General features: G+C 70.2%; 13 protein-coding genes and 1 tRNA gene. 6 read left to right on the forward strand and 8 right to left on the reverse strand.

The window, feature by feature from the left end:
- Positions 1-6 precede the first annotated feature (6 nt).
- Genes ispF through IF64_RS0112595 form a run of 3 tightly spaced genes read right to left on the reverse strand, consistent with a single transcriptional unit; the run spans position 7 to position 1,715 of the window.
- A complete protein-coding gene (gene ispF, locus IF64_RS0112585; protein WP_030532266.1) occupies positions 7-474 on the reverse strand; it encodes a 2-C-methyl-D-erythritol 2,4-cyclodiphosphate synthase in 468 nt (155 codons plus the stop codon).
- Positions 471-1,193 carry an IspD/TarI family cytidylyltransferase gene (locus tag IF64_RS0112590; protein WP_030532267.1) on the reverse strand — a complete coding sequence of 241 codons (723 nt, stop codon included), beginning with the start codon at positions 1,191-1,193 and terminating at the stop codon, positions 471-473. Before IF64_RS0112590 ends, ispF begins: the two co-directional genes overlap by 4 nt.
- A 30-nt stretch (positions 1,194-1,223) precedes the next feature.
- Positions 1,224-1,715 carry a CarD family transcriptional regulator gene (locus IF64_RS0112595; protein WP_030532268.1) on the reverse strand — a complete coding sequence of 164 codons (492 nt, stop codon included), beginning with the start codon at positions 1,713-1,715 and terminating at the stop codon, positions 1,224-1,226.
- A gap of 361 nt (positions 1,716-2,076) precedes the next feature.
- On the opposite strand from IF64_RS0112595, the gene IF64_RS0112600 reads away from it, so the two are divergent.
- The 3 genes from IF64_RS0112600 (at position 2,077) to IF64_RS0112610 (ending at position 4,453) form a co-directional block, all read left to right on the forward strand.
- Complete coding sequence (locus tag IF64_RS0112600; protein WP_030532269.1) at positions 2,077-2,619, forward strand: copper chaperone PCu(A)C; 543 nt, start codon at positions 2,077-2,079, stop codon at positions 2,617-2,619.
- Positions 2,620-2,683: 64 nt separating this feature from the next.
- Positions 2,684-4,051, forward strand: coding sequence for a DNA repair protein RadA (radA, locus tag IF64_RS0112605; RefSeq protein ID WP_030532270.1), 1,368 nt, complete (start codon positions 2,684-2,686; stop codon positions 4,049-4,051).
- Positions 4,052-4,096: 45 nt separating this feature from the next.
- On the forward strand, positions 4,097-4,453 hold the full coding sequence (locus IF64_RS0112610) for an iron chaperone (RefSeq protein ID WP_030532271.1): 357 nt from the start codon (positions 4,097-4,099) through the stop codon (positions 4,451-4,453).
- Between the two features lie 183 nt (positions 4,454-4,636).
- On the opposite strand, the gene otsB is transcribed toward IF64_RS0112610, so the two are convergent.
- From otsB to IF64_RS0112625, 3 genes are all read right to left on the reverse strand, one after another.
- The gene (gene otsB / locus IF64_RS0112615) at positions 4,637-7,165 is read right to left on the reverse strand and encodes a trehalose-phosphatase (protein WP_030532272.1); all 2,529 of its coding nucleotides are present in this window, start codon (positions 7,163-7,165) and stop codon (positions 4,637-4,639) included.
- A 147-nt stretch (positions 7,166-7,312) separates the two neighbouring features.
- Positions 7,313-8,761, reverse strand: coding sequence for an alpha,alpha-trehalose-phosphate synthase (UDP-forming) (locus tag IF64_RS0112620; RefSeq protein ID WP_036876452.1), 1,449 nt, complete (start codon positions 8,759-8,761; stop codon positions 7,313-7,315).
- Between the two features lie 79 nt (positions 8,762-8,840).
- On the reverse strand, positions 8,841-10,367 hold the full coding sequence (locus tag IF64_RS0112625; protein ID WP_030532274.1) for a threonine/serine exporter family protein: 1,527 nt from the start codon (positions 10,365-10,367) through the stop codon (positions 8,841-8,843).
- A gap of 250 nt (positions 10,368-10,617) precedes the next feature.
- On the opposite strand from IF64_RS0112625, the gene IF64_RS0112630 reads away from it, so the two are divergent.
- The 3 genes from IF64_RS0112630 to IF64_RS0112640 all read left to right on the forward strand — a co-directional run bounded on the left by IF64_RS0112630 (position 10,618) and on the right by IF64_RS0112640 (position 13,393).
- A tRNA-Thr gene (locus tag IF64_RS0112630) sits at positions 10,618-10,690 on the forward strand.
- A 215-nt stretch (positions 10,691-10,905) separates the two neighbouring features.
- Entirely contained in the window at positions 10,906-12,537 is a 1,632-nt protein-coding gene (locus IF64_RS0112635; RefSeq protein WP_030532275.1) for an amidohydrolase, read from the forward strand.
- 136 nt (positions 12,538-12,673) lie between these two features.
- Positions 12,674-13,393: an SIS domain-containing protein gene (locus IF64_RS0112640; protein WP_030532276.1), complete on the forward strand. Its 720-nt coding sequence runs from the start codon at positions 12,674-12,676 to the stop codon at positions 13,391-13,393.
- A gap of 60 nt (positions 13,394-13,453) precedes the next feature.
- Here IF64_RS0112640 and IF64_RS0112645 read toward each other — a convergent pair whose 3' ends face one another.
- Entirely contained in the window at positions 13,454-13,777 is a 324-nt protein-coding gene (locus IF64_RS0112645; RefSeq protein ID WP_030532277.1) for an STAS domain-containing protein, read from the reverse strand.
- Positions 13,777-15,375 (reverse strand): ATP-binding SpoIIE family protein phosphatase, encoded by a 1,599-nt coding sequence (locus tag IF64_RS0112650; RefSeq protein WP_030532278.1) that lies wholly within the window; start codon positions 15,373-15,375, stop codon positions 13,777-13,779. The genes IF64_RS0112645 and IF64_RS0112650 overlap by 1 nt, the downstream gene beginning before the upstream one ends.
- Positions 15,376-15,477: the final 102 nt, after the last annotated feature.

Here is a 15,477-nt window from a genome sequence, read left to right on the forward strand (position 1 = left end):
ATCAGCCTACCGGGGTGTGAGCAGGGCCGTGGCGATCGCGGCGATGCCCTCGCCGCGGCCGGTGAGACCGAGGCCGTCGCTGGTCGTCCCCGACACGCTCACCGGTCCGCCCACGGCCTCGGACAACACCCGCTGGGCCTCCTCGCGGCGAGTCCCGATGCGCGGGCGGTTACCCACGACCTGCACGACGGCGTTGCCCACGACGAAACCGGCGGTCTCGACACGGCGCCGAACCTCGGCGAGCAGCTCGACCCCGTGCGCGCCCGTCCAGCGCGGGTCGCCCGTGCCGAAGACGCTGCCGAGGTCGCCGAGGCCGGCCGCCGACAGCAGGGCGTCGCACAGTGCGTGTGAGGCCACGTCCCCATCGGAGTGGCCGGCGCAGCCGTCGTCGTCCGGCCACAGCAGGCCCGCGATCCAGCAGTCGCGGCCGGTCTCGATCGGGTGGACGTCGACACCTTGGCCGATACGCGTCATGCGGGGTTCTCCGTGGTCAGCAGTGCCTCGATCACGGCGACGTCGAACGGCGTGCGGATCCGCATGCCGTGCGGGTCGCCGTGGACGGTGCGGATCTCGCCGCCGAGGGCCGCCAGGTCGGCGAGCAGAGTGGTCAGCTCGGCCGCGGGGTCGCGGGTGAGAGCGTCGGTGAGCGTGGCGAGGCGGAGCGCGAGCGGGGTCTGCACGTGCCGCAGGTGGCTGCGGTCGCGGGTCGCGCGGACGATCCCGTCGTCGTCGACGACCTTCACCGTGTCGGCGACCGGCTGCACCGGCACCGCCGCGACGGCTCCACCCGAGACCGCTTCACCGGCGACCGCGTCGACGACCTCGCGGACCACCGCGGCCGGCACGAACGCCCGGGCCACGTCGTGGACGAGGACGACGTCGTCGGGCCCTGCGTCCGCCGCCGCGAGAGCCGCGCGCAGCGGCGTGAGCCCCATGGCCCCGGGGCCGGCCGGGTCGCCGTCGGAGCCGGTCGGGACGACCGTGACCCGCGGGTCGGAGGCGAGCTGCGGGGTGCCGGGACCGTGAACAGCACGATGCCGTGCCGGTCCTGCCACGACGATCCGGTCCACGCATCCGGAGTCGAGCAGGCCGTGCACGGCATGTGACAACAACGGTTCCCCGTGGACGAGCAGGGGCGCACCGGAATGGAGCGCGTCCTCGTCCGCGAGTGGAACCAGCGCGATGACGTTCAGGTTCTTATGCCTCGTGCGCCTTGCCGGGAACTAGACGACCGCGGTCTCGAGGACCTCGTCGAGCAGCACCTCGGCCTTGCCCTCGTCGGTGCCCTCGGCCAGCGCCAGTTCGCTCACGAGGATCTGTCGAGCCTTGGCCAGCATCCGCTTCTCGCCTGCGGACAGGCCCCGGTCCTTCTCCCGCCGCCAGAGGTCGCGCACCACTTCGGCCACCTTGTTCACATCGCCGGAGGCGAGCTTCTCGAGGTTGGCCTTGTACCGACGCGACCAGTTGGTCGGCTCGTCGGTGTGGGGAGCACGCAGCACGTCGAAAACGTGGTTGAGCCCGTCTTCGCCCACGACATCACGCACGCCGACGATCTCGGCGTTGTCTGCGGGAACGCGAACGGTGAGATCACCCTGCGCGACCTTGAGGACGAGGTACTGCTTCTCCTCGCCCTTGATCACACGGGTCTCGATCGCTTCGATGAGTGCGGCACCGTGGTGCGGGTAGACGACGGTCTCTCCGACCTTAAAAACCATGTGTCCTCTGCCCCTTTCGCTGTATCCAGCTTAGCACGCCATGCATGCCTCCAACCAGGCGGCCGCGTTCGTCCTCGCAGGTCAGTGGCCTAATCTGACAGCGCCAGGGGCTTGACAAATGCGCAATTCGCATACTCACGCAGGTGGGCCGGGATCCGTTTCCTGCAGTTTTCTAATCCACTATGGACATTTCATCGGCCCGTTTCCCGTCGAAGCTCCCGGTCAGGGGGTGTGAGCCCTACAGAGTGTCGTGCTCGCCACCAGGTGATGTCGGCGCGGGGCGCGCGGGATAGTCTGCCTGCTAGACCGGCCTTGCGGACACGGCCGGTGTGCGTTGCAGGCGCTAGGAAGGACTCGAGCAGTGAAACGTCGCATGATCGGTGCGGGCATGGCGGGCATCGCGCTCCTCGTCGCGGGCTGCGGCGCAGGCCAGATCACGCAGACGGACACTCAGGAGGCGGCCGTCAACGGCGCCTCCGCGGAGGTCAAGACCATCGCCATCCGCAACGCCGAGGTCGCCTACCCCGGCGACGTCCAGCCTGCCGCCTACCTCGAGGGTGACGACGCCGACGTGGTGATGAGCATCGTCAACACGGGCGAGAAGGCCGACGAGCTGCTGTCGGTCACCTCGGACGTCGCCGACGACGTCACCGTGTCCGGCACCAAGTCCGTGCCGGCCGACACCACGGTCTCCGTGGGCCCGGAGGAGCCGCAGGCGGGCAAGCAGCTGCACGCCGAGATCACCCTCAACGGGCTCAAGCAGCAGCTGCGGCCCGGCCAGGACGTCATGGCGACGCTGACGTTCCGCGACGCGGGCACGGTCGAGGTTCACCTGCCCGTCAAGGTCCCCGAGGAGCCGCGGCACGACGCGCCCGCCCACGACGAGGAGCACGGCGGCCACTGAGCCGTTCCGCCTCGCCGTCCCGGCTTCGCGCCGGTTGTCGGTGCCTGCCGATACGGTCCGGTGCGTGGCCAAGAAGACGTCGAGTACCTATCGCTGCGCCGAGTGCGGCTACGAGGTCGCCAAGTGGGTCGGACGCTGTCCGGAGTGCCAGGCGTGGGGCACGATCGAGGAACGCGGTGACTCCCGTCCGCAGGTAGCGCGCGTGGCCGCGGGTGCGCCGAGCGCCCCCGCCCGTCCGATCGCGCAGGTGGACGTCGAGTCCGCGCGTGCAGAGCCGACCGGGGTGTCCGAGCTCGACCGGGTTCTCGGCGGCGGGCTCGTGCCCGGAGTCGTGGTGTTGCTGGCTGGCGAACCGGGGGTCGGCAAGTCGACCCTGCTGTTGGAGGTCGCCCACCGCTGGGCCGCGTCGGGTGGTGCGCCGTCGCTGTACGTCACGGGTGAGGAGTCGGCCGGTCAGGTGCGCCTGCGCGCCGAACGCACCGGCAACGTCGACGACGCGATGTTCCTGGCGGCGGAGAGCGATCTGTCGGCGCTGCTCGGACACGTGGACGACGTCAAGCCGGGCCTGCTCATCGTGGACTCGGTACAGACGATGTCCTCCCCGCAGGTCGAGGGCTCTCCCGGTGGTGTCACGCAGGTGCGCGCGGTCACCGCGGCGCTCGTCGCGCTGGCCAAGGAGCGAGGTCTGCCGGTCGTGCTCGTCGGGCACGTCACGAAGGAAGGGTCCGTCGCCGGACCGCGGGTGCTCGAGCACCTCGTCGACGTGGTGCTGCACTTCGAGGGTGATCGGCACTCCACGTTGCGCATGGTCCGCGGCGTGAAGAACCGGTTCGGGCCCGCCGACGAGATCGGCTGTTTCGAACTGCGCGACGACGGCATCGCGGGCGTGCCGGATCCGTCCGGGCTGTTCGTCAACCGGCATGCGGAGGCGGTGCCCGGCACGGCCGTGACGGTGACGGTCGAGGGCAAACGGCCGCTGCTGGCCGAGGTGCAGGCCCTGGTGGGCAAGTCGTATCTCAACCAGCCGCGGCGGGCCGTGAGCGGCCTCGACTCCTCGCGGGTGAGCATGGTGCTGGCCGTTCTGGAGAAACGCGGCGGTGTGCAGCTCGGGGACAAGGACGTCTACGTGGCGACCGTCGGGGGTATGAAGGTGACCGAACCGGCGGTCGACCTTGCCGCTGCGCTCGCCGTGTCGTCGGCGTTCACCGATCAGGCGTTGTCCCCGAAGCTCGTGGCCATCGGTGAGGTGGGCCTGGCAGGCGAGGTGCGCAGGGTGACCGGCGTCGGGCGGCGCCTCGGCGAGGCCGCACGCATGGGATTCACGCACGCGCTCGTGCCGCCGGACCCGGGGCCGCTGCCCGACGGCATCAAGACGCTCGAGGTGGCGGACCTGGCCAGTGCCGTGCACGCGGTCGGCTACGTGCCCGGTTGACAGGTGTGCTCCACCAGGGAACGCACCGGAAAGTGAGGCACCACCATGACGTCGATCGATGATCACGACGCCTACCTCGCCGCCGCGCCCGACGCGCTCCGGTCGTCGCTGGTCGCGTTGCGCGCACTGCTGGCCCGTCTGCTGCCCGATGCGGAGGAGATCGTCGCGTACAACATGCCGGGATTCGCGATCGGCGGTTCGGTGATCGCGAGCTATGCGGCGTTCAGCAGGCAGTGCGGGTTGTACGTGCAGCCCGACGCCATCGCCGAGCACGCCGACGCGATCGCGGCCGCCGGACTGAAGGCAACCAAGACGGGCATCACGTTCACGCCGCGTAAGCCGATTCCGGACGAACTCGTCGAAGCGCTGGTGCGGACGTCACGGACAGCCCTAGGGCGCTGAGGCGTTCCGGTTGGGAGGTGTTCCGGTTAGCCGGCCGGGACGCCCCCGACGTACGCCCCGGCCGGCTACGCGGAAGGGACGTACCGAGTCGGCCGTGCTGGTGCACACTCGACCATATTGTGACGTGAATCACGAAAGCGGCTGCCTGGTCTCGTGACCGGACAGCCCCGCGGACGGACGTCGTCACCGCGCGAGCAGCCTCGCGCAGCGGATCAGGCCGATGTGGGAGTACGCCTGCGGGTGGTTGCCGAGCGAACGCTCCGCCACCGGATCGTACTGCTCGGGCAGCAGGCCGGTGGGGCCTGCCGCGTCGACGAGCTGGTCGAACAGCTCCTCGGCCTCGGTGCGCCTGCCGGTGAGCAGGTAGGCCTCGATCAGCCACGCCGCACACAGGTGGAAGCCGCCCTCGCCGCCGGGCAACCCGTCGTCGCGGTGGTAGCGGTACACGGTCGCACCACTGCGCAGCTCGGCCTCGATGGCCGTGACGGTCGACTGGAAGCGCTCGTCCTGCGGGTCGAGGAGTCCGGCGAGCCCGACGAACAGCGACGCCGCGTCGAGATCGGTGCCGTCGTAGGCCGTGGTGTACGCCTTGACCTCGGAGTTCCAGCCGTTCTCCAGGACGTCCGCGGCGATGGTGTCCCGCAGGTCGGGCCAACCGGCCGGGATCTCCCTGCCGTAGACCTCGCCGAGCCGGATCGCCAGGTCGAGGGTCTGCCAGCACATCACGCGCGAGTAGACGCGGTGCCGCGGGACGTGGCGCTCCTCCCAGATGCCGTGGTCGGGCTCGTCCCAACGGCGGCTGACCGCCTCGGCCATCGCGCGCACCATCTGCCAGTCCTCGTCGCGCAGGTCGCCGCGCGCTTCGGCCAGGGTCATCACGAGCTCGACGACCGGGCCGAACACGTCGAGCTGCACCTGGTGGTTGGCCAGGTTGCCGACGCGGACGGGCCGGGATCCCTTGTAGCCGGGCAGCGAGTCGATCACGGCCTCTGCGCCGAGCTGCGTACCGGCCAGCGTGTACAGCGGGTGGAGCCGTTCGGGCCCGGCCAGGGTGGACAGCACGCCGTGCAGCCAGCCGAGGAACGCCTCTGCCTCCTCGAGCGATCCGAGCGTGACGAGCTCGCGCATCGTCATCGCGCCGTCGCGGATCCAGCAGTAGCGGTAGTCCCAGTTGCGCACGCCGCCGATCTCCTCCGGCAGCGACGTCGTCGCGGCGGCCATCGCGGCGCCGGTGTCGGCGTGGATGAGGCCGCGCAGCGTCAGGGCCGACCGGGCGACCAGTTCCGGCTCGACGCCGGGGAGCTTGAGCCTGCCCGCCCACTCGCTCCAGTACTCGCCCGCCCGTGCACGGCGGTCGAGCTCGGGCAGGTCGTGCGGGTTGAGGTCGTTCGTGCCGCAGCGCAGCTCGAGTACGACGGGCTCACCGGCCTGCGGCTGCACGTGGGCGGTCGCCGTGTCGTGCAGGCCGTCGCTGGTGATCTCCCACCGCACGCCGGGCGAACGCAGTGCGATCGGCTCCGAGGTGCCGAGCACCTGCAGGCCGTCCTCGTGCGCGACCAGGCGGACGGGCACGCCGCCGAACTCCGGACGCGGGGCGAAGACCACCTCGGCCTCGGCCTCGCCGGAGATGACGCGCACGATGTCGGTGCGGTGCGCGGGCGACTCGGACTCCATGTAGTCGGTGACCAGCAGCCGGGACCAGCGCGTCTCGACGGTCATCGTGTTCGGCAGGTATCGCTGGCCGAGCGGGAGGCCGTTGCGGTGCGGGTGGATCGAGAAGTGGCCCGCGCCCTCGCCGCCGAGCAGATCGGCGAAGACGGCCGCCGCGTCCGGGCCGGGGTGAGCGAGCCAGGTCAGCTTGGCGTCCGGCGTCACGAGCGCGACCGAACGGGCCGACGCCAGCATCGACAGCCGCTCGATGGGCGGCGCCTGCTCGCCGTAGAGCCAGTTGCGCCGCTCCTCGAGCAGGAACGCCAGCACCGTCGCGACCTGCTCGGTGTCGGCGACGCGGTAGTGGGCGAGGCTGTCGCCCTCGCCGACTTTGATGCCCAGGTCCGGGCCGGTGAGCTGTTCGAAGGCCTTCTCGTCGGTGACGTCGTCGCCGATGAAGAACGCCGCCGTGGAGCCAGCCTGGTGGCGAAGGGTGCCCAGTGCGCTGCCCTTGTTCGTCTGCACGACCGACAGCTCGACGACCTCCTTGCCGTCGGTGGTCGACACGCCATCCCACGTACACGGTCCATTGTGGACCTCGTCGACGATGCGGGCGGCGTCCTCTCTGGACGCGCGGCGGACGTGGACGGCGATGCTCGCGGGCTTGACCTCGAGCGCGGCTCCCGGCGCACCGTCGACGATGCGCTCGAGCTCGGCCTCGACACGGCGGTGCAGCGCGCGGGCCTCGCCGTCGAGCTCGTGCACGAAGCCGATGTCGAACTCCGAACCGTGACTGCCCACCAGGTGAACCTCGGCGGGCAGGCGCGACAGCGTCGCGAGATCGCGCAGCGCACGGCCGGAGATGACGGCCGTGGTGGTCTCGTGCAGAGCCGCGAGGGACCGCAGCGCGCCGACCGACTCGGCGAGCGGACGCGCCTCGTCGGGTTTCTCGGTGATGGGCGCCAGTGTGCCGTCGTAGTCGCAAGCGACCAGCAGGCGCGGCGTCCTGGCGATCTGCATGATCGCGCGCCGCAGCTCAGCGGGCAGGGCCTCGGCGGTCAACACTCCTCCTTAAGGAGTTTCGCGGGTGAGTTCTCGCTGGGGCAGGGCATTACTCGATTGTGACGAGCCCGGCGTCCCGGTACTCGAACTCTGGGGTGCGAGCTGCCGTAGGGCCCCAGTGCGTCGTGTGCACTCGCGGGAGAGTACTCAGGTCGTCGGCCCGGCCCCGAGGGCCTCGAGGAACGAGCGCGCCCACCTGTCGACGTCGTGCGTCAGAACCTGACGACGCAAGGCGCGCATCCGTCGGCGACCTTCCGCGGGGTCGAGCTTAATAGCCTGTTCGAGGGCGCTCTTCACCCCGTCCAGATCGTGCGGGTTCACCAGGAAAGCGCTGCTCAGCTCGGCTGCGGCGCCCGCGAACTCGGACAGTACGAGCGATCCGCCGAGGTCGTGGCGCGCGGCGACGTACTCCTTGCAGACGAGGTTCATGCCGTCGCGCAGCGGGGTGACGACCATGACGTCGGCCGCGGCGAACAGGGCGGCCAGTTCCTTGCGGTCGACCGACTGGTGCAGATAGTGCACGACCGTGTGGCCCACCCGGCCGAACTCGCCGTTGATCCGGCCGACCATCTGCTCGATCTCCACGCGCATCTGCTGGTAGTGCTCGACGCGCTCGCGGCTCGGCGTGGCCAGCTGGATGAACGTGACGTCGTCCGGTTCGACCCGGCCCTCCTGGAGCAGTTCGTGGAAGGCCTGCAGACGCAGGTCGATGCCCTTCGTGTAGTCGAGCCGATCGATGCCGAGCAGGATCTTCTTCGGGCTGCCCAGCTCCTCGCGCACCTCCGCGGCACGCTCGCCGACGGCCTTCGTCCTGGCGAGCTTGTCCAGGCTGGCGGCGTCGATCGAGATGGGGAAGGCGCCGACGCGCACGGTGCGGTCGTCGACCTGCACCATGCCGGGCCGCGACCGGACACCCACCGAGCCGCGACTCGGTTCGAGGCCGATCAACTGGCGCGCCAACCACAGGAAGTTCTGCGCACCGCCCGGGCGGTGGAAGCCGACGAGGTCGGCACCGATCAGCCCACGGACGATCTCCGCGCGCCACGGAAGCTGCATGAACAGCTCCACCGGCGGGAACGGGATGTGCAGGAAGAAGCCGATCCGCAGGTCGGGGCGCAGTTCACGGAGCATCGTCGGGACGAGCTGGAGCTGGTAGTCCTGCACCCACACCGTCGCGCCCTCGGCCGCGACCGACGCGCTGGCCTCGGCGAACCGCCGGTTGACCCGCACGTAGGCGTCCCACCACCCGCGATCGAAGATCGGCCTGGCGACGACGTCGTGGTACAGCGGCCACAGCGTGGCGTTGGAGAAGCCCTCGTAGTAGTCGCGCACCTCCGCCGAGGTCAGCGACACCGGGTGCAGCACCATGCCGTCGTCGCTGAACTCGTCGACCTCGACGTCGGGCACTCCCGGCCAGCCGACCCACGCACCGTTGCGTGCGCGGAGGAACGGCTCCAGCGCGGACACGAGCCCGCCGGGGCTCTGGGTCCAGCGCTGGGTGCCGTCCTCCGCACGTTCCAGGTCGACGGGAAGCCGGTTGGCCACGACGACGAACTCGGCCTCTCCTCGCGACGCTTCCGGCTGGGTGGCTTCCATGGACTCAGTGACCTCCGTGGACGCTGTCGACTCTCCGGGTTCCGAGCAAGGACTCGGAGGAAACATTAGCGTGCCGAGGTCACTCCGGGCTCGCTCCGGGAATCGGCGGACCGGCCATCCGTGGTCCGGCGAGCTTGCGTTCCAGCCTGCCGAGTCCGGTGCGGACCGGCTGGGCGAGGAACTCGCCGAACACCACACCCGCCGCGAGGGCGATACCGGTCGCCACGGCACCCATGAGCGGGGTCAGGTTGCCGTAATCGGCCAATTCGGACAGTCCGCGGTAGGTGGCGAAACCCGGGAGTAGCGGCGTGATGCCCGAGACCGCGACGACCAGCGGCGTCACCTTCAGCCTGCGGGCCATGACGCCACCGCCGAACCCGACGAGCGTGGCCGCGATGGCCGACGACGTGATGGCCCCGGCGTCGAGCACCATCAGGGTTCCGTAGGCCACCGCGCCGACCGCACCCGCACACGCGCCCACCAGCAGCGGACGCAGGCTCGAGTAGCAGGCCAGCGCGAAGCACGCGGCCGCACCCGTGCCCGCGGCGACGACCACGGGCAGGTTCACCACGTCCAGCGCGGGCACCGACGGCACCGGGGTGCGTTCGGCACCGAAGTACTCCGCCAGTTGGATTCCGCCTGCCACGCCCGTGATCAGTCCCGCCGACATGAGCGCGACCTCGAGACTTCGTCCCGCCGCGGTCACGTAGTACCCGGTGATGGCGTCCTGCACCGCCGACACGGTCGACAGTCCGGACAGCAACACCGTCAGTGCCGCGGCCACGACGAGCGTCGGTCTCTCCAGCGGCAGGATGTCGAGGTTCACGATGCCGATCGCCGCCGAAGAGGCCAGCACACCGCCGACCACCTGCTGGAAGAAGAACGGCATCGACGCACGGTTCAGCACCCGGCCGATGCGGTCGATCACCGCGCTGATCACGAACGCGACCAGCGCGGTCCAGACGTCACCGCCGAGCAGCAGGGAGATGCATCCGGCCATGCCGCCCCACGCGAGCGTGGAGACCCACCGCGGGTACGGGTGGCCGGCGTCGGTGACGCGGTGCAGCTCCGCGTAGGCCTCTTCCGCGCTGAGCTTGTTGCGGAGCAGCTTCTGCACGAGGCGTTCGGTGTCGGACAGGCGGGTGTAGTCGAGGCTGCGGGAACGCACCACGCGCAGAGCCGTCACCGGCGGCAGGTCGCTACCGCGGTGACACGACACGGTGATCGACGTGAAGATCACGTCGACCTCGCAGTGGGGCAGGCCGAGCGCGCGCGTGAGCGCGAGGATGGTCGCGGTGACGTCCTGGGCACCCGCTCCGCTGGCCATCTGGACCTCGCCGATTCGCACCACGAGATCCAGTACGAGGTGGACCGTCGTCTCGTCGGGAAGCTGGGGGCCGATCGCCGTGTCGGGTTCGACGGCGGGGAGTTCGCCGGTGGGGGCCTCGAGAATCTGCCATGCACGCTGCCGCAGATTGCTGCCACGTTGCTGGCGAGAGTTGCGCTTGTCCTGCTTGTCGTGCTTACGATCCTCGGCCGGCGCTTCGAGGATCTGCCACGCGTGCCGGCGATTCGCCGCCGACCTGGCGCGCGGCTTCAGTTTCATACGGCCCCACCTCCCTAGCTGCTCATCTGGTTCCCCCGTGGCATCGCCGTTCGAGGCCGCACCGTTGCACCCCCGTTGCTGTGTCGTCGGACACGTTTTCGCGAACCCGGTTGCGCCGTGTCCAATGTACTCACGGATGGGCGTTTTCGCAGGTAGGGACGTGTGTTCCGCGTATGTTCGGGAGTCTCGCCCGCGGGTGTGGCTTCGGTCCTATACTGGGGTCGCGACGTCGCCTCGGCGGCGGACGCATGCCGGCATAGCTCAGTTGGTAGAGCAGCTGTCTTGTAAACAGCAGGTCGCGGGTTCGAGTCCTGTTGCCGGCTCGCTTCGAAGGCCGTCTCCGGATCACCACGGGGGCGGCCTTCGTGCGTTTATTCCGGGTGCCGTGTTCCGTACTCCGCCCGGGATCCGCAACACGGGTTCCTGGGGACGCAACACGGGTTCCCAGGAGCGCAACACGCGCCCCCGAAGGCGCAACACGCGTCCCTGGGGATGCAACACGCGGCTCTTGGGGTGTTCGCGGCCTTACCCTGTCGCCATGCTGGATCTTCTGCTGCGCGACGTGCGTGCCCTGACGTTGGACCCCTCCCACCCGCGCGCCCACACGATCGGCGTGTTCGGCGGTCGCATCGTCGGCGTGGACGACGAGGTCGAAGGGATGCGGGCGCGGCACGTGGTCGACGGCGGCGGCGCGGTCGTCACGCCCGGCTTCTCCGACGCCCACAACCACATGGTCTGGTACGGGCTGTCGCTCGCCGAGATGGATCTGTCGACGATCTCCTCGCCGGACGCGCTCTACGACGCCGTCGCCGCCGAGGCGGCCACGTTGCCGGCCGACGGGTGGGTGATCGGATCCGGATACGACGACTTCGCGCTCGGCGGGCACCCCGATCGCGCGGCGCTGGACCGCGCGGGTGGCGGACGTCCGGTGTGGCTCAAGCACCGCTCCGCGCACATGGCGACGGTCAGCACGAGGATCCTCGAGCTCACCGGCGTCCTGGACGGTTCGGCGACCGTGCCGGAGGGTGGGGTCGTCGAACGCGACGCCGACGGCGCGCCAACCGGACTGCTGGCCGAGCAGGCGCAGCAGCTGGTCGACCGGCTCGTCAAGCCGTATCCGGTCGCCGACCTCGCCGACGCGATCACGCGGGCATCGGCGCGGTACGCGGCCGAGGGGCTGACGCACGTCACCGAGGCGGGCATCGGCGGCGGGTGGATCGGGCACAGCCCGGCCGAGGCGGCCGCCTATCAGGTCGCCCGCGGCCGCGGGGACCTCAAGCAGCGGGTCGAACTGATGCCCGCCCGCGAGGTGCTGCACGAGGTCGACGAGGCCTACGGGCTGGATCTGGGCATCCGCACCGGGTTCGGTGACGAGTTCCTGCGCATCGGCCCGATGAAGATCTTCACCGACGGCGCCCTGTCGAGCCGGACCGCGGCCGTGACCGAGCCGTTCTGCGGGCACGGGGGAGCCGAGGCCCACGGCGTGCTCGGGGACGACCCGGACGTCCTGCGGCGCGCGATTCTGGCGGCACACCACGGCGGCTGGCGGGTCGCCGCCCACGCCATCGGCGACCGGGCGATCGACCTGACCCTCGACATCTTCGAGCAGGCACAGCGCGAACTGCCGCGGCCGGGCGTGCGGCATCGCATCGAGCACGCCGCCATGACGCGGCCCGACCAGCTGGCTCGCATGCGGGAGCTGGACGTCGTGCCCGTTCCGCAGGCGCGTTTCCTGTACGAGATCGGGGACACGATCGCCGACGCCATCGGCGAGGAGCGGATTCCGTGGGTCTACCGGCACAAGTCCTTTGTGGACGCGGGAGTGCGGGTCGCGGGCAGCTCCGACCGGCCGTGCGTGTCGGCGGGTGCCCCGTTGCTCGGCATGCGTTCGATGGTCGAGCGGACCACGAAGAGCGGTGCCGTGCTCGCGCAGGAGGAGTGCGTCGACGCGGAGACGGCCCTGCGCGCCTTCACCGTCGACGCCGCCTACGCCGCCGGTCAGGAGCACGTGCGCGGGACGTTGGCCGCGGGCATGGTCGCCGACCTCGTGCTGCTCGACGACGACCCCACCGAGGTGCCGAGCTCGAAGATCGGAGACATCGAGGTGCAGGCGACCGTTGTGGCGGGCGCGGCGACGCACGGCGCGGAGCGGTTCGGCCTGCCGGGCTGAGTCGCATCCGGACTCGGAGAGCCGTGCCCACGGTCGGGTGCCGAATGAGAGAAAGTCGACATGCCACGTGCGGGGGACGTGCTTGGTGGACCGGCGGTGCGAACCTAACGTCGCTGGCGAATCCGGGAGGTGCGCGATGAGGGACGCCGTGCGGGAACTGCTCGACGCGGTGGACGGCCGCTCCGATGCCATGGAGCGTGCGGCCACGACGCTGCTGGACTGCATCGACGCGGGCGGTGTCGTCCACACCGCGGGTGCGGGCCATTCCGTGGCGATGGTGTGCGAGACGTTCTACCGGGCCGGAGGTCTAGCGGCGGTGCGGCCGCTGTGGGATCCGGAGGTCGTGCCGTTGGACGGTGCGCTGCGCAGCACCGCCGCCGAACGCGAGATCGGCCGCGGCCGCACACTCGTGGAGAAGGCGGCGCCGGCCGCACCCGACGTCGTGGTGGTGTTCTCGACGAGCGGCCGCAATCCGTACCCGGTCGAGATCGCACAGGAATCCGCGGCTCGCGGTGTCCCGGTGATCGCCGTCACGTCGCTGGCCGCGTCGGCGGGCGCCACCGATCGCTCCGGTTCCCGCGTCGCCGACCACGCCGACGTCGTGCTCGACACCGGGGTGCCTCCGGGAGACGCGGTCCACCCGGCGGACGCACCGCGGACGTCGGCCGTGTCGACGATCCTCGGTGCCTACACGTGGTCGGCGCTGCTGGCGCAACTCCACCGGAAGGCGGGGGAGCGCGGCAGCGTCCTTCCACTGTGGACGAGCGCGAACGTTCCCGGTGGCGATGAACACAACGCCGAACTGTTCGCCAGGTACTCCGAACGCATTCCCGAACTGACGGCCGGCATCGGCTGAGCGCGCCCCGCAGCCGGCCCGCCCGGCCCGTCCGTCCGGCTCCGGTCCGCCCGATTCGGCTCAGGGCTTCAAGGTCGCGACCGAGTCGAAACCGGCGAGCTCGACGATGCGCCTCGCCGCGGTTCCGCGGTCCGCAATCACCGCCAGTTCCGCCTGCAACAGGTGCAGCCGGTCGGCGAGTGCGAACAGGATCCGCAGCCCGGAGCTGTCCAGATACGTCACGTGATTGAGATCGAGTCGCACGAGCACGAGATCGTTGGCGATGACGCGATAGATCTCCTCGCGCACGTGGTCCACATTGGACAGGTCGATCTCGCCGGTCACCGTGATGTCGATCGTGCGCGGCTCGGTGCCTGCCCGAGCCTCCACCTGGGCCGTGGTCATCACCGCGCCCCCATCGCTCTGCGCAGGTACACCGTCGTGCCGTGCTCGTCGTAGTCGATGTGCAGGTCGTCGGTCAGTTCCCGCATCAGCTGTGTTCCCCTGCCGCGGTTCGCCCCTCGCGGCGACCGCCATTTGCCTTCGTCTCGTATCGTTCCTTCGATGTGGCCATCCGTGGCCCGCAGACGCAACTCGAGTTTTCCACCGAGCGGGCCGTAGGCGTGCTCGATCACGTTGGCACTGGCCTCGCCGATCACCACGAGCAGGTCGGCCACATCGTCCTCGTTCGCGCCCACCGTGGGCAGCCACCGGCGCAGCGAGGTACGGAGTTCGGCCAGTGCCTCCGGTTGGGCATCCAAGGTAAGCGTCAATTCCAGTTGCTCCTCCGCGGGACGCCTCCGCAGTGCGAGCACCGCGATGTCGTCGTCGGTGGGGTCGTTGCCGACCAGTTTCAGCATCACCTCCGAACAGGTCCGATCGGCAGGGCCGGAGCGGACCGAATCCCGCAGGGTGGCAAGGCCGTCGTCGAGGTTCCGGGTGCGGCGTTCCACGAGCCCGTCGGTGTAGAACAGGACGGTCGTACCGGGCGGGACGTCGATGGTGGTCGTACGCCGTGGTCGGGGCACGCTGCCCGCGCCGACGGGTGGATCGACGGGAAGCTCCAGCAGATCGGTCGCGTCTTTCTCCGACGCCACCACGGGATTGAGATGCCCGGCGAGCGAGATGTGCATGCGGGCCAGTGACGGCTCCCACATCGCATAGCTGACCGTCGCCATCATGTCGGGCTCGAAGTGCCGCACGTGCCGGTCGAGTTTCGTCAACACCTCGGCGGGGTCGGCCGAGTCGAGCGCGTAGGACCGGGTGGCAGTGCGCAGGCGGGCCATCACCGTGGCGGCCGGCAGACCCCGGCCGACGACGTCCCCGATCGTCGCGCACAGCCAGCCACTCGGAAGCTTGAACACGTCGTACCAGTCACCGCTGACACCACCGGCCTCGCCTGGGGAGTAACGGGCGGCGAGATCCAGGCCGGGGATGGTCGGAAGGTCGCCGGGAAGCAGGGTGCGTTGCAACGCCGAGGCGGCCACCGTGTCGGCGTCGGTGATGCGGTGACGGGCGGCGAGGGCGATGCGGTCCGCGGCAACCCGTAGAACGTCGACATCCTCCTCGCTGAACCGGCGCGGTGTGAGCGATCCCACGTGGAGCACGCCGAGCAGGTCGCCGCCCGCGATCAGCGGAACACCGGCGAGGGAGCGGATTCCGCGGTTCCACAGGATCGGGTTGACGACCGTCGTCTCGTCGACCTGGTCGAGCACGACCGGTTCCCTGGAGGCCGCGATGGTGCCCGCGAAGCCTTCGCCGAGGCGCACCCGTGTGCCCTGGCGCACCTCCTCCTCGATGCCCGACGCCGCGGTGGCGACGAGGTGGTGGCCGCTCGCGTCCAGGAGCAGCACGGTGGAGGTGTCGGCTCCGAGCAGGTCACGTACGCGCTTGAGAAGTTCCTCCAGTAATCGTTCGACCTCGAGGTGGGCGAGCGCGGCATCGGTGACCACCTCGATCCGGTGGAGTCGATCGGTGGCGCTGCCCGAATCGAACTTCGGCATGCGTTTCAGGCTAACGCTCCCGCCGGGCGGAGGCAGGGCCGAATCCCGGGTGAAAACAAGGAACTTATTCGTGCTACGTACATCCTGTACGCAACGTGGACC

Origin of the sequence: Prauserella rugosa (genome assembly GCF_000719975.1) — a bacterium.
Lineage (GTDB): Bacteria > Actinomycetota > Actinomycetes > Mycobacteriales > Pseudonocardiaceae > Prauserella > Prauserella rugosa.

What these genes read in the sequence shown, in the direction of transcription:
- ispF (WP_030532266.1), bottom strand. Translation starts at nt 474, where the DNA reads ATGACGCGTATCGGCCAAGGTGTCGACGTCCACCCGATCGAGACCGGC.
- IF64_RS0112595 (WP_030532268.1), bottom strand. Translation starts at nt 1,715, where the DNA reads ATGGTTTTTAAGGTCGGAGAGACCGTCGTCTACCCGCACCACGGTGCC.
- IF64_RS0112610 (WP_030532271.1), top strand. Translation starts at nt 4,097, where the DNA reads ATGACGTCGATCGATGATCACGACGCCTACCTCGCCGCCGCGCCCGAC.
- IF64_RS0112620 (WP_036876452.1), bottom strand. Translation starts at nt 8,761, where the DNA reads ATGGAAGCCACCCAGCCGGAAGCGTCGCGAGGAGAGGCCGAGTTCGTC.
- IF64_RS0112625 (WP_030532274.1), bottom strand. Translation starts at nt 10,367, where the DNA reads ATGAAACTGAAGCCGCGCGCCAGGTCGGCGGCGAATCGCCGGCACGCG.
- IF64_RS0112635 (WP_030532275.1), top strand. Translation starts at nt 10,906, where the DNA reads ATGCTGGATCTTCTGCTGCGCGACGTGCGTGCCCTGACGTTGGACCCC.
- IF64_RS0112640 (WP_030532276.1), top strand. Translation starts at nt 12,674, where the DNA reads ATGAGGGACGCCGTGCGGGAACTGCTCGACGCGGTGGACGGCCGCTCC.
- IF64_RS0112645 (WP_030532277.1), bottom strand. Translation starts at nt 13,777, where the DNA reads ATGACCACGGCCCAGGTGGAGGCTCGGGCAGGCACCGAGCCGCGCACG.
- IF64_RS0112650 (WP_030532278.1), bottom strand. Translation starts at nt 15,375, where the DNA reads ATGCCGAAGTTCGATTCGGGCAGCGCCACCGATCGACTCCACCGGATC.